This is a genomic window from Pseudomonas sp. 273 (genome assembly GCF_029201425.1).
GTDB classification, from domain to species: Bacteria; Pseudomonadota; Gammaproteobacteria; order Pseudomonadales; family Pseudomonadaceae; genus Pseudomonas; species Pseudomonas delhiensis.
Map to the genome: position 1 here is coordinate 4,611,104 of NZ_CP116775.1, position 12,351 is coordinate 4,623,454.

The 12,351-nt window shown below is 67.7% G+C and carries 12 protein-coding genes, 3 tRNA genes and 1 pseudogene; 6 read left to right on the forward strand and 10 right to left on the reverse strand.

All coding sequences use genetic code 11. The features are described 5' to 3' along the window. Nucleotides 1-97: 97 nt before the first annotated feature. From PKO50_RS20940 to PKO50_RS20950, 3 genes are all read right to left on the reverse strand, one after another. A tRNA-Leu gene (locus PKO50_RS20940) sits at nt 98-182 on the reverse strand. Between the two features lie 52 nt (nt 183-234). Next, nucleotides 235-310 (reverse strand) — tRNA-His (locus PKO50_RS20945). A 29-nt stretch (nt 311-339) separates the two neighbouring features. Then, a tRNA-Arg gene (locus PKO50_RS20950) sits at nt 340-416 on the reverse strand. 263 nt (nt 417-679) lie between these two features. On the opposite strand from PKO50_RS20950, the gene folD reads away from it, so the two are divergent. Further along, the gene (gene folD, locus PKO50_RS20955; RefSeq protein WP_109936331.1) at nt 680-1,534 is read left to right on the forward strand and encodes a bifunctional methylenetetrahydrofolate dehydrogenase/methenyltetrahydrofolate cyclohydrolase FolD; all 855 of its coding nucleotides are present in this window, start codon (nt 680-682) and stop codon (nt 1,532-1,534) included. Nucleotides 1,535-1,873: 339 nt separating this feature from the next. Here folD and cysS read toward each other — a convergent pair whose 3' ends face one another. Next, nucleotides 1,874-3,259, reverse strand: coding sequence for a cysteine--tRNA ligase (gene cysS / locus PKO50_RS20960; RefSeq protein WP_109936330.1), 1,386 nt, complete (start codon nt 3,257-3,259; stop codon nt 1,874-1,876). Next, the gene (locus PKO50_RS20965) at nt 3,260-4,942 is read right to left on the reverse strand and encodes a glutamine--tRNA ligase/YqeY domain fusion protein (protein ID WP_109936329.1); all 1,683 of its coding nucleotides are present in this window, start codon (nt 4,940-4,942) and stop codon (nt 3,260-3,262) included. A 123-nt stretch (nt 4,943-5,065) separates the two neighbouring features. Between PKO50_RS20965 and PKO50_RS20970 the strand changes: the two genes are divergently transcribed. The 3 genes from PKO50_RS20970 (at nt 5,066) to PKO50_RS20980 (ending at nt 6,591) form a co-directional block, all read left to right on the forward strand. Next, nucleotides 5,066-5,560, forward strand: a complete 495-nt coding sequence (locus tag PKO50_RS20970) for a peptidylprolyl isomerase (RefSeq protein ID WP_089391687.1) — start codon at nt 5,066-5,068, stop codon at nt 5,558-5,560. Nucleotides 5,561-5,564: 4 nt separating this feature from the next. Beyond that, on the forward strand, nt 5,565-6,308 hold the full coding sequence (gene lpxH, locus PKO50_RS20975) for a UDP-2,3-diacylglucosamine diphosphatase (RefSeq protein WP_275627138.1): 744 nt from the start codon (nt 5,565-5,567) through the stop codon (nt 6,306-6,308). A gap of 73 nt (nt 6,309-6,381) precedes the next feature. Further along, nucleotides 6,382-6,591 carry a YgdI/YgdR family lipoprotein gene (locus tag PKO50_RS20980; protein WP_089391689.1) on the forward strand — a complete coding sequence of 70 codons (210 nt, stop codon included), beginning with the start codon at nt 6,382-6,384 and terminating at the stop codon, nt 6,589-6,591. Nucleotides 6,592-6,920: 329 nt separating this feature from the next. Here the strand turns inward: PKO50_RS20980 and miaE are convergent, their stop codons facing one another. Next, entirely contained in the window at nt 6,921-7,526 is a 606-nt protein-coding gene (gene miaE, locus PKO50_RS20985; protein WP_275627139.1) for a tRNA isopentenyl-2-thiomethyl-A-37 hydroxylase MiaE, read from the reverse strand. 179 nt (nt 7,527-7,705) lie between these two features. On the opposite strand from miaE, the gene PKO50_RS20990 reads away from it, so the two are divergent. Next, a complete protein-coding gene (locus tag PKO50_RS20990; protein ID WP_109936015.1) occupies nt 7,706-8,569 on the forward strand; it encodes a universal stress protein in 864 nt (287 codons plus the stop codon). 6 nt (nt 8,570-8,575) lie between these two features. On the opposite strand, the gene PKO50_RS20995 is transcribed toward PKO50_RS20990, so the two are convergent. The 3 genes from PKO50_RS20995 to PKO50_RS21005 form a co-directional block, all read right to left on the reverse strand. Next, the gene (locus tag PKO50_RS20995) at nt 8,576-9,799 is read right to left on the reverse strand and encodes a winged helix-turn-helix domain-containing protein (RefSeq protein WP_275627140.1); all 1,224 of its coding nucleotides are present in this window, start codon (nt 9,797-9,799) and stop codon (nt 8,576-8,578) included. A 62-nt stretch (nt 9,800-9,861) separates the two neighbouring features. Further along, complete coding sequence (locus PKO50_RS21000; RefSeq protein ID WP_275627141.1) at nt 9,862-10,332, reverse strand: DUF3291 domain-containing protein; 471 nt, start codon at nt 10,330-10,332, stop codon at nt 9,862-9,864. A gap of 30 nt (nt 10,333-10,362) precedes the next feature. Then, nucleotides 10,363-10,596 carry a DUF1127 domain-containing protein gene (locus PKO50_RS21005; protein WP_109936012.1) on the reverse strand — a complete coding sequence of 78 codons (234 nt, stop codon included), beginning with the start codon at nt 10,594-10,596 and terminating at the stop codon, nt 10,363-10,365. A gap of 97 nt (nt 10,597-10,693) precedes the next feature. Here PKO50_RS21005 and PKO50_RS21010 point away from each other — a divergent pair, with 97 nt between their 5' ends. Next, nucleotides 10,694-11,551 carry a LysR substrate-binding domain-containing protein gene (locus PKO50_RS21010; RefSeq protein ID WP_109936011.1) on the forward strand — a complete coding sequence of 286 codons (858 nt, stop codon included), beginning with the start codon at nt 10,694-10,696 and terminating at the stop codon, nt 11,549-11,551. Between the two features lie 6 nt (nt 11,552-11,557). Here the strand turns inward: PKO50_RS21010 and PKO50_RS21015 are convergent. After that, a pseudogene (locus tag PKO50_RS21015) lies at nt 11,558-12,297 on the reverse strand (sulfite exporter TauE/SafE family protein). Between the last annotated feature and the right edge of the window lie 54 nt (nt 12,298-12,351).

Consider the following 12,351-nt stretch of genomic DNA (forward strand, 5'->3'; position numbering starts at 1 on the left):
CAGAATCAAGGGCAAGCATTCTAGTCACAAGAAATGCAGAAGTCACCCAGGCTGAAAGCGGCGGAAATACTCGGGCTGCGAGAGCTTCTGGAAAGAATGGTGCGGACGGAGAGACTCGAACTCTCACAGCTTGCGCCACCGGAACCTAAATCCGGCGTGTCTACCAATTTCACCACGTCCGCAGGGAACCGCAGAAACGAAAACGCCAGGCTCTAGGCCTGGCGCTTCGGAATATGGGGTGGACGATGGGAATCGAACCCACGACACCAGGAGCCACAATCCTGTGCTCTACCAACTGAGCTACGCCCACCATATTACACGCTTTACCGCACGCCATAATGGCGCACCCGGCAGGACTCGAACCTGCGACCATCCGCTTAGAAGGCGGATGCTCTATCCAGCTGAGCTACGGGCGCTTTAGTGGCTGCAACCCTTGCTAAGCAGATCAGTGGAAACCACTGAACCGGTTTGCACCGCCTGCTGTTCTTGCTTCAGGCTGTGCTCGGCAAGCGGGGCGCATGTTAGCGACGAGCCCTACCCTCGTCAACGGTTTTTTCAAAAAAATTTCAAAGAGATAAAGGAGTTACGGCAAATCAGCGGACACCCGCCTTTGCCTTATGTGGGCGGCGTGCGAAAATGCGCGTCCTTTTTTCCCCGTCTCTATGGTTGCTCCTCCGACATGACCGCAAAACTGATCGACGGCAAAGCGATCGCCGCCAGCCTCCGCCAGCAGATAGCCCAACGCGTCGCCGAGCGCCGCCAGCAAGGGCTGCGCATCCCCGGCCTGGCGGTGATCCTGGTCGGCAGCGATCCGGCATCCCAAGTCTACGTCGCGCACAAGCGCAAGGATTGCGAGGAAGTGGGCTTCCTGTCCCAGGCCTACGACCTGCCGGAAAGCACCACCCAGGAAGAACTGCTGGCCCTGATCGACCGACTGAACGCCGACCCGGCGATCGACGGCATCCTGGTGCAGCTGCCCCTGCCCGCCCACCTGGACGCCTCGCAGCTGTTGGAGCGCATCAACCCGGACAAGGACGTGGACGGCTTCCACCCGTTCAACGTCGGCCGCCTGGCCCAGCGCATCCCGCTGCTGCGCCCCTGCACCCCGAAGGGCATCATGACCCTGCTGCAGAGCACCGGCGCCGACCTGTACGGCATGGACGCGGTGATCGTCGGCGCCTCCAACATCGTCGGCCGCCCCATGGCCCTGGAGCTGCTGCTGGCCGGTTGCACCGTGACCGTCACCCACCGCTTCACCCGCGACCTGGCCGAGCACGTGCGCCGCGCCGACCTGGTAGTGGTGGCCGCCGGCAAGCCGGGCCTGGTCAAGGGCGAGTGGATCAAGGAAGGCGCCATCGTCATCGACGTCGGCATCAACCGCCAGGCCGACGGTCGGCTGGTGGGCGACGTGGAATACGAGGTGGCGGCCGAGCGCGCCAGCTGGATCACCCCGGTGCCGGGCGGCGTAGGCCCCATGACCCGCGCCTGCCTGCTGGAGAACACCCTGTACGCCGCGGAAGAGCTGCACAAGTAACCAGCCCTGCCCCGACGCAGAAAAGGCCGCATCAGCGGCCTTTTTTCATGGCGAAACCATTGCCTCCCGGCAACCTGTAGGAGCAGGCCCTGCCTGCGATTCGCGCGCAGAGCGCGCTCCTACAGGGGATAGCGCGCCGGAACGCCCGGCCATCGCGGACAAGGTCCGCTCCTACGCTGCGGGCGGGCGCGGCTTCTCGTAGGAGCGAGCTTGCTCGCGAATGAGCCCCGCAGCGGAGTCCGTTCGCGAGCAAGCTCGCTCCTACGAAGAGCATCTCGGCGCGGCCGGCGAGGCAGAAAAAAGGCCGCATCAGCGGCCTTCCTTCATTTCAACGGCGGCTCACTCGGCCAGGCGCCAGGTGGTGCCGCCCTTGCCGTCTTCAAGGACCACGCCCATGGCGGTCAGCTCGTCGCGGATGCGGTCGGACTCGGCCCAGTTCTTCGCCGCGCGGGCTTCCAGGCGGGCCTGGATCAGCGCTTCCACCTGGGCGGCGTCGACCTTGCCGGCGGCGCCGGCCTGGAGGAAGGCATCCGGCTCAAGCTGCAGTACGCCCAGCAGGCCGGCCAGCTCGCGCAGCTTCGCCGCCAGGGCCGCCGCGCCCTGCAGGTCGGCCTCGCGCAGGCGGTTGACCTCGCGGGCCATCTCGAACAGCACGGCGACGGCCTCGGGGGTGTTGAAGTCGTCGTCCATGGCCGCGGCGAAACGCTCGGCGAAGGCTTCGCCGCCGGCCGCCTCGGCCTCGGGCAGGCCGCGCAGCGCGGTGTAGAAGCGTTCCAGCGCGCCCTTGGCTTCCTTGAGGTTGTCCTCGGAATAGTTGATCGGGCTGCGGTAGTGGCTGGACACCAGCAGGAAGCGCACCACCTCGGGGTGGTACTTCTCCAGCACCTCGCGGATGGTGAAGAAGTTGCCCAGGGACTTGGACATCTTCTCGCCGTCCACGCGCACCGCGCCGGCGTGCATCCAGGTGGCCGCGTAGGGCTTGCCGGTGGCCGCCTCGCTCTGGGCGATCTCGTTCTCGTGGTGCGGGAACACCAGGTCCGGGCCGCCGCCGTGGATGTCGAAGGTCTCGCCCAGGCAGCAGGTGGACATCACCGAGCACTCGATGTGCCAGCCCGGACGCCCGGCCCCCCAGGGCGACGCCCAGCTCGGCTCGCCCGGCTTGGCGGCCTTCCACAGGACGAAGTCCAGCGGGTCTTCCTTGGATTCGTCGACCTCGATGCGCGCGCCGATGCGCAGGTCCTCGATCTTCTTGCGCGACAGCTTGCCGTAGCCGACGAACTTGCCGACGCGGTAGTAGACGTCGCCGTTGCCCGGCGCGTAGGCGAAGCCCTTGTCGATCAGCGTCTGGATCATCGCGTGCATGCCGGCGATGTGGCCGGTGGCGCGCGGCTCGATGTCCGGGCGCAGCACCGACAGGCGCGCCTCGTCCTCGTGCATGGCGGCGATCATGCGCTCGGTCAGGGCGTCGAAGGGCTCGCCGTTCTCCTGGGCACGACGGATGATCTTGTCGTCGATGTCGGTGATGTTGCGCACGTAGGTCAGCTCATAGCCGCGCTGGCGCAGCCAGCGGGCGATGACGTCGAAGGCGACCATGACGCGGGCGTGGCCGATGTGGCAGAAGTCGTACACGGTCATGCCGCACACGTACATGCGCACCTGGTTGCCCACCAGCGGCTGGAAGGGTTCCTTGACCTTGCTCAGGGTGTTGTAGACGGAAAGCGCCATTTACTGCCCCCAGGAATCGCGCAGGGTCACGGTGCGGTTGAAGACCAGGGCGCCGGCCTTGGAATCCTTGCTGTCGGCGCAGAAGTAGCCTTCGCGCTCGAACTGGAAGCGCTCCTCGGCGCTGGCGCTGGCCAGCGACGGCTCGGCGCGGCAACCCTTGAGCACCACCAGCGAATCCGGGTTGATGTTGTCGAGGAAGCTGCCGCCCTCTTCCGCTTTTTCCGGGTTGGCCGAGCGGAACAGGCGGTCGTACAAGCGCACTTCGCACTCCACGCTCTCGGCGGCCGGCACCCAGTGGATCACGCCCTTGACCTTGCGGCCTTCCGGGTTCTTGCCCAGGGTGTTCTCGTCGTAGCTGCAGCGCAGTTCGACGATGTTGCCGGCGGCGTCCTTGACGGCTTCGTCGGCGCGGATCACGTAGCTGCCGCGCAGGCGCACCTCGCCACCGGGGACCAGGCGCTTGTAGCCGGCCGGCGGGACTTCCTCGAAGTCACCGGCGTCGATGTAGATCTCGCGGCCGAACGGCAGCACGCGCACGCCCATGTCCTGCTTCGGGTGGCGCGACAGCTCGAGGTTCTCGACCTTGCCCTCGGGGTAGTTGGTGATCACCACCTTCAGCGGCTTGAGCACGCACATGGCGCGGGCGGCGTTGGCGTCCAGGTCCTCGCGGATGGCGAATTCCAGCATGCCGATATCCACCACGCCGCCGGCGCGGTTCACGCCGATCATGTCGCAGAAGTTGCGGATCGAGGCCGGGGTATAGCCGCGGCGGCGGTATCCCGAGAGGGTCGACATGCGCGGGTCGTCCCAGCCGCTCACATGGCCTTCGTCGACCAGTTGCTTGAGCTTGCGCTTGCTGGTGATGGTGTAGTTCAGGTTCAGCCGGGCGAATTCGTACTGGCGCGGCTGGGCCGGCACCGGCAGGTTGGCCAGGAACCACTCGTACAGCGGGCGATGGTCCTCGAACTCCAGGGTGCAGATGGAGTGGGTGATGCCCTCGATAGCGTCCGACTGGCCATGGGTGAAGTCGTAGCTGGGGTAGATGCACCACTTGTCGCCGGTCTGGTGGTGATGGGCGTGGCGGATGCGGTAGAGGATCGGGTCGCGCAGGTTGATGTTCGGCGAGGCCATGTCGATCTTCGCCCGCAGCGACTTGGCGCCGTCGGGGAACTCGCCGGCCTTCATGCGCGCGAACAGGTCGAGGTTCTCCTCCACCGAGCGCTCGCGGTAGGGGCTGTTCCTGCCCGGCTCGGTCAGGCTGCCGCGGTACTGGCGCATCTCCTCGGCGTTGAGGTCGCAGACGAAGGCCTTGCCGGCCTCGATCAGGTCCACCGCCCAGGCGTGCAGCTGGTCGAAATAGTTGGAGGCATAGCGCACCTCGCCGGCCCACTGGAAGCCCAGCCACTTCACGTCGGCCTCGATGGCGTCGATGTATTCCTGGTCTTCCTTCGCCGGGTTGGTGTCGTCGAAGCGCAGGTGGCAGTCGCCGCCGAAGTCACGGGCCAGGCCGAAGTTCAGGCAGATCGACTTCGCGTGGCCGATGTGCAGGTAGCCGTTGGGCTCCGGCGGGAAGCGGGTGACGATCTTCTGGTGCTTGCCGCTGTCCAGGTCTGCCTGGACGATGGGGCGCAGGAAGTTGGCGGCGACAGTGGCTTCTTTCGAATCGGCGGTGGGCTTGCTCATGGTGTCCTTGATCGTTACTGACGTTCAGCCAGGGTAGGCCGGCCAAACCAAAGCGCTTATCATAGCCGAAGCTGTCAACCCCCTGACAGGCCTTCGATTTTCCCGACAGAGTGGAATCCCCTCATGATCAAGCTGCACACCAACCATGGCGTCATCACCCTGGAACTCTTCGAAGACAAGGCCCCGGAGACCGTGGCCAACTTCAAGGAGTACGTGAAGAGCGGTCATTACGACAACACCATCTTCCACCGCGTGATCAACAACTTCATGATCCAGGGCGGCGGTTTCGAGCCGGGCATGAAGCAGAAGAGCACCCGCGCCCCGATCAAGAACGAAGCCAACAACGGCGTCGGCAACAAGGTCGGCACCGTCGCCATGGCCCGCACCATGGAGCCGCACTCGGCCAGCGCGCAGTTCTTCATCAACGTCGCCGACAACGACTTCCTCAACCACAGCGCGCCGACCGTGCAGGGCTGGGGCTACTGCGTGTTCGGCCAGGTCGTGGACGGCATGGACGTGGTCGACAAGATCAAGGGCGTGGCCACCACCATGCGCGCCGGTCACCAGGACGTGCCCAGCGAAGACGTGATCATCGAGAAGGCCGAGATCGTCGAGTGAGTCGATGAGCGTCCTGTTCATCTCGGACCTGCATCTGGAAGCGGAACGCCCGGACATCACCCGGGCGTTCTTGCATTTCCTCCGCACCCGCGCCAGCCAGGCCGAAGCCCTCTACATCCTGGGCGACTTCTTCGAGGCCTGGATCGGCGACGACGGCATGGACGGGTTCCAGCACTCCATCGCCCGCGCCCTGCGCGAGGTGGCCGACGGCGGCACGCGCATCTACCTGATGCACGGCAACCGCGACTTCCTCATCGGCAAGGCGTTCTGCCGCGAGGCCGGCTGCACCCTGCTGCGCGATCCCAGCGTCATCGCCCTGAACGGCGAGAAGGTGCTGCTGATGCACGGCGACAGCCTGTGCACCCTGGACGCCGGCTACATGAAGCTGCGCCGCTGGCTGCGCAACCCGGTCTCGCTGTTCATCCTGCGCAACCTGCCGCTGTCGAAACGCCACCAGTTGGCGCGCAAGCTGCGCAAGGAAAGCCGCGCGCAAACGCGGATGAAGGCCAGCGAGATCGTCGACGTGACGCCGGAAGAGGTGCTGAAGGTCATGCGCGAGCATGGCGTGCGCACCCTGATCCACGGCCACACCCATCGCCCGGCGGTGCACGAACTGCAGCTCGACGGCCAGCGCGCACGGCGCATCGTCCTCGGCGACTGGGACCGCCAGGGCTGGGCCCTGCAGGCCGATGCCAACGGCCTGGAACAGGCGCCTTTCCCCCTCGACGCAGAGCCGTCCGACCACTGACGCGAATCAAGTTCATGGCCCCGGGCCAGCAGCTATGCTCAAGCTATCCATAGCCAAACCGCCCGGGACCACCATGAAAAGACACCTGCTGCTCGCCGCTTGCCTGCTCGCCCTCGCCGGTTGCTCCAGCGAGTACATCATCAGCACCGCCGATGGCCAGATGATCACCACCGACAACAAGCCGAAGCTGGACAAGGCCAGCGGCATGATCCGCTTCGAGGACGCCGAGGGCCGGGAACAGATGATCCCGCAGTCGCAGATCCGGCAGATCATCGAGCGCTGAAGGCGCACGGGGCACGGGCGTCATCCGCCTATCGCGGACGGAGTCCGCTCCTACACCGCCCCACCCACATCATTCCCCTGTAGGAGCGCGCCCTGCGCGCGAATCGCGGGCAGGGCCCGCTCCTACAGTTCCAGGGGGGCACGATCGTAGGAGCAACTGTCTTGCGCCCCGCGCCGAAATGCTCTTCGTAGGAGCGAGCTTGCTCGCGAATAAACCCCGCTGCGGAGTCCGTTCGCGAGCAAGCTCGCTCCTACAGGTTGCCGGAAGGCGTGGCATTTCCCTGTAGGAGCGGACTTTGTCCGCGATCGGGTTCGTCAACAGGGAAGGCCTCAAGCCACCTGCGGCACACCGCTGTGGAAGCGGAACTCCCCGTCCGGCGAGCGGATGAGCCCCGCCTCCACCTCCCGGATGTCCGCCACCCGCCGCTGGATATCGGCCTCGTCGCCATAGCGCCGGGCCAGCGCCAGGTAGCCCTGGAAATGCCGCGCCTCGGATTTCAGCAGCGAGCCGTAGAACTTCGCCAGGTCGGCATCCAGGTGATCCACCAGCGCGGCGAAGCGCTCGCAGCTACGGCACTCGATGAAGGCGCCGACGATCAGGGTGTCGACCAGCTTGTGCGGCTCGTGGTTGCGCACCACCGCGCGCAGGCCCGAGGCATAGCGGCCGGCGGAGATCGGCCGCAGGGCGATGCCGCGCTTCTTGAGGATCGCCAGCACCTGCTCGTGGTGGCGCAGTTCCTCGCGTGCCAGGCGCGACATGAAGTTCACCAGCTCCTCGTGGGCGCTGTACTTGGCGATCAGCGCCAGGGCCGTGCTGGCGGCCTTGAACTCGTTGTTCTTGTGGTCGATCAGCAGCACTTCCTGGTCCCGCAGTGCGGCCTCGACCCAGGCGTCGGGCGTGGCGCAACCAAGGAATTCGCGGATTTCGGACAACATGACGGGCTCCAGTCGCTCATCGCCGCAGCGCAAAAGGGTTCGCCGGCGGCCAAAGGCGGAGCATTATACGAATGCGGCGGCGCACGGCCAGCGCCACACTTGACGCACCTCAAGAAGCACGCGGCCGGATCGCGTCTACAGTTGCTGCAAAGCAACGGCAAGTGCCAAGGGAGACGACCATGCAAGCCATCCGCAGCATTCTCGTAGTAGTGGCCCCCGACCAGCCCGACGGCCTGGCGCTCAAGCGCGCCAAGCTGATCGCCAGCGTCACTCAATCCCACCTGCACCTGCTGGCCTGCAGCAAGCAAGGCGACGCCGGCGCCCGGCTCGAGGAACTGACCGCCAGCCTGCGCGAGGAAGGCTACAGCAGCAGTTGCCGGCAGGCCTGGCACGACAGCCTGCACGCCACCATCATCGCCGAGCAGCAGGCCGAGGGCTGTGGGCTGGTGGTCAAGCAGCACCACCCCGACAGCCCGCTGAAGAAGGCCCTGCTCACCCCCGACGACTGGAAGCTGCTGCGCTACTGCCCCGCCCCCGTGCTGCTGGTGAAGAGCGCCACGCCCTGGGCCGGGCGCAACATCCTCGCCGCGGTCGACGTCGGCAACAACGACGCCGAGCACCACGCGCTGCATGCCAACATCGTCAGCCACGCCTACGACATCGCCGGGCTGACCCACGGCCCGCTGCACGTGATCAGCGCCCACCCCTCGCCGATGCTGTCCGCCGCCGACCCAACCTTCCAGCTCAGCGAAACCATCGAGGCCCGCTACCGCGAGGCCTGCAAGGCCTTCCAGGCCGAGTACGGGGTGGACGACCAGCACCTGCACATCGAGGAAGGCCCGGCCGACGTGCTCATCCCGCGCACCGCGCACCAGCTGGACGCGGCGGTGACGGTGATCGGCACCGTGGCGCGCACCGGCTTCTCCGGCGCGCTGATCGGCAACACCGCCGAGGTGGTGCTCGATGCCCTGGAAAGCGACGTGCTGGTGCTCAAGCCGGACGAAGTCATCGCCCACCTCGAGGAACTGGCCGCCAAGGCCTGACCGCCGCTAGGCGGCCGCCCCGGCCTCCAGCATCGCCCGCAGGCGGACGCCCTCCGCCTTGCGGCAGCCCACGTGCACCTCCTCCAGGCCCAGCCAGGCGGCCATCTCGCGCAACCGCCCGGCCAGCGCCAGCATCCCCTCCTCGCCCAGCGGCCGCTGTTCCTCGTGCACGGCATGGACCGCCAGGCGCCCCGCCGCCCGCTCGGCGCGCAGGTCGATGCGCGCCGCCAGGCGTTCGTCGAACAGGAAGGGCAGCACGTAGTAGCCGTAGACCCGCTTGTGCTGCGGGGTATAGATCTCCAGGCGGTAGCGGAAGTCGAACAGCCGCTCGGTGCGGGCGCGCTCCCACACCAGGGAATCGAAGGGCGACAGCAGCGCGCTGGCCGTCACCTTGCGCGGAATGACCGGCTCGCCGGCGACGTAGGCCGCCTGCGACCAGCCCTGCACGCGCACCTGGCGCAAGGCGCCGGCTTCCACCAGCTCGGCCAGGCGCGCCTTGCTGTCGGCCGGCTCCAGGCGGAAGTAGTCGCGCAGGTCGGTCTCGCTGGCCACGCCCAGGGCGTTGGCGGCATGCAGCAGCAGGCCGCGCTGGGCCTCCTCGGCGCCCGGCTCCGGCAGCGCCAGCAAGGATGCCGGCAGCACCCGCTCGGGCAGGTCGTAGAGCCGCTCGAAGCCGCGGCGCCCGGCCACCGTCACCTCGCCGGCGGCGAACAGCCATTCCAGGGCGTGCTTCTCGTCGCTCCAGTCCCACCAGGGGCCGGCGCGCTCGCTGCGGGTGGTCAGGCTGCCGGCGCCCAGGGCGCCCTGCTCGCGCACCGCCTGCAGCACCCGTTCGATCACCTCGCGGCGATCCTCGCCGAAGCGCGCCAGCTGCTTGTAGATGCCCTGCCCCACGGCCGCGCGGCGCATGCGCCAGCGCATCAGCGGGTAGAGCTCCAGCGGCAGCAGGGAAGCCTCGTGCCCCCAGTACTCGAACATCCGCCGGTGGCGCCCGGCGCTCCAGGCCGCCTCGTCCAGCAGCGCCTGCGGGTAGCTGCCCAGGCGCGAGAACAGCGGCAGGTAGTGCGAGCGGGTCAGGGCATTGACCGAATCGATCTGCAGCACGCCCAGGCGTTCCAGCACCTGCTGCAGGTGCCGGCGCTGCACCCGGGCGAGCGGCCGGCGGCTGGCGAAACCCTGGGCCGCCAGGGCCAGGCGGCGGGCTTGCTTGAGGGACAGGCTGTCGGTCATGGGCGCTTCCTGCTGGGCGGATCGGGGCTCTCGATCCTACGCCAAAGCCGCCAGCGCCGACATCAGGCCGGCAGGGCTTCCATGCTGGGCGCGGGGAACGGCCGGGCGATGCTGAAGGCCTCGGCGCTCGGCCCCCTTTCGGCCAGGCTGCGCAGGGCCGCGCGGGCCTGGGCCAGGCTTGGCAATTGCCCGGCCGGCAACCACCAGAGCGCCAGGGTCGGCCCCGGCAGCTTCTCCATCCAGTCCCGGCGCCGACGCAGCACGGCGAGGTGCTCGCCGCCATAGACGTAGTCGCGCAGGGCCTCCAGGGACTCCCACAGCGACAGGTTGACGATGATCCGCGGGTCGTCGAAGGCCTGGACGCCGGTGGCGTCGCCCGCCTCGTCCTGCAAACGCCAGACGAAACCGCGGCTGGCCTCGGCCAGGGCGTTGACGGGCGCCAGCTGGTCGACGAAATCCCGCATCAGCGGGTGATCGAGCGGGGCCCTGGCCCGGGCGATGTTGACCTGGGCCAGGTGGTAGGGTTGCGACATGGGCCTTTCCTTGTGCACGTCAGGCGGGGTTCAGCGACGCAGGTGGTCGATCCAGAAGGGTTTCTCCGCTTCCTGGAGAATGTCCGCGCGGCTCAGGCCGATGTCCTTGAGCGCCGCGTCGCTGAGGCTGGCCAGCTGTTCGCGCTGCCGCGCCAGCTCCCGCCAGCGGCGGATGCGGCCCAGCAGGCCATGCCAGAAGACAGCGGCGGAGTGCCGCTGGGCAAGCACCGAGGGTGCCATCACGAAACCGAATTGCGCTTTCATCGTGCCGTCCTCCCTGTGGGGTTGGCACCAGTCTCGCGCCGGGCATAAGATCAATCCAACGAATCATTCTTATGCATCCCATCTCGGAGTTTGATGTATGAGCAGCTTCCCCAGCATCGACAGCGAACTGCTGCGCACCTTCGTCGCCATCGCCGACCACGGTGGTTTCACCCGCGCCGCCGAAGTGGTCAACCGCACCCAGTCGGCGGTGAGCATGCAGATGAAACGCCTGGAGGACGACGTGCTGGAACGCACCCTGTTCGAACGCGACGGCCGCCAGGTGCGCCTGACGCCCGAGGGCCAGGTGCTGCTGGGCTACGCGCGGCGCATCCTGCGGCTGCAGGGCGAGGTGTTCAACACCCTGCGCCAGCCGCACATGGTCGGCGCGGTGCGCATCGGCACGCCGGACGACTACGTGATGCGCTTCCTCCCGGACATCCTCTCGCGCTTCGCCCAGGCCTACCCGCTGGTACAGGTGGAAGTGCACTGCGAGACCTCCTCGCAGTTGCTCACCCGCAAGGACCTGGACCTGACCATCGTCACCCGCGAGCCGGGCACCGAGATCGGCCAGTTGCTGCGCCAGGAGCCCTTCGTCTGGATGGCCGCGGAAAGCTTCTGTCCGCAGGAGCAGCGCCCGCTGCCGCTGGCGATGTTCAACACCACCTGCTTCTGCCGCGCCTGGGCCTGCAATGCCCTGGAAGCGATGGAGATCGACTACCGCATCGCCTACAGCAGCCCCAGCCTCTCGGCGCTGTTCGCCGTGGCCAGCGCGGGCCTGGCGGTCACCGCCCAGCTGCGCAGCCTGCTCACCGGCAACCTGCGCATCATCGGCGAGGAGGAAGGCCTGCCGACCCTGCCCTCGGCGAGCATCGTGCTGCTGCGCAACCCGCCGCGGCAGTCGCCGGTCACCGACAAGCTGGCCGACTACATCGTCGAAGGCTTCGCCGCCGCCTGAGCCGCCTCACTGGCGCAGCAGGAGCAGCGCGCAGGCCACCAGGAACAGGCTGAAGGCGAAGCGCAGGGCGCGCTCGGGCAGCGCGTGGGCCAGCCTCACGCCCCAGGAGATGCTCAGCAGGCCGCCGGCCGCGAGACAGGCACCCATGCGCCAGTCGACATGGCCGTGCAGCGCATAGGTGCCCAGCGCCACCGCCGTGCTCGGCGCCGCCAATGCCAGGGCCAGCCCCTGGGCCACCACCTGGCTGAAGCCGAACAGCGAGGTCAGCACCGGCGTGGCCAGCACGCCGCCGCCCACCCCGAACAGCCCGCCCAGGGAACCCGCCCCAGGCCCAGTGCGGCGAACCAGGGCAGCCCCGGCGCGGCCTCCCGCGGTTGCGCCTCGCCGCGCTGGCGCAGCAGCAGGTAGCCGGCCAGGGCCAGCAGGAACACCACGAAGGCCGTGCGCATGTGCGCCGCGTCGATGCGCAGCGCCAGGCTGGAGGCGAGGAAGGCGCAGAGCAGCCCGGTCACCGCCAGCACCGCCGCCTGGCCGGGATCGATGCGATTGCGCTGGTGATAACGGCGCAGCGCCAGCAGCACGTTGGGCACCACCATCACCAGGGCCGTGCCCTGCGCCAGTTGCTGGTCGAGGCCGAACAGCACGCCCAGCGCCGGGATCGCCAGCAGCCCGCCGCCGATCCCGAAAAGCCCGCCCAGGCAACCCAGGACCAGCCCCAGAAGAAAGTCCAAGCCCATGTCCAGCATCGCTACCTCCTACCCTTCGGCGCCATGCTAGAAGACCGCTGCTGGATGGGAAAC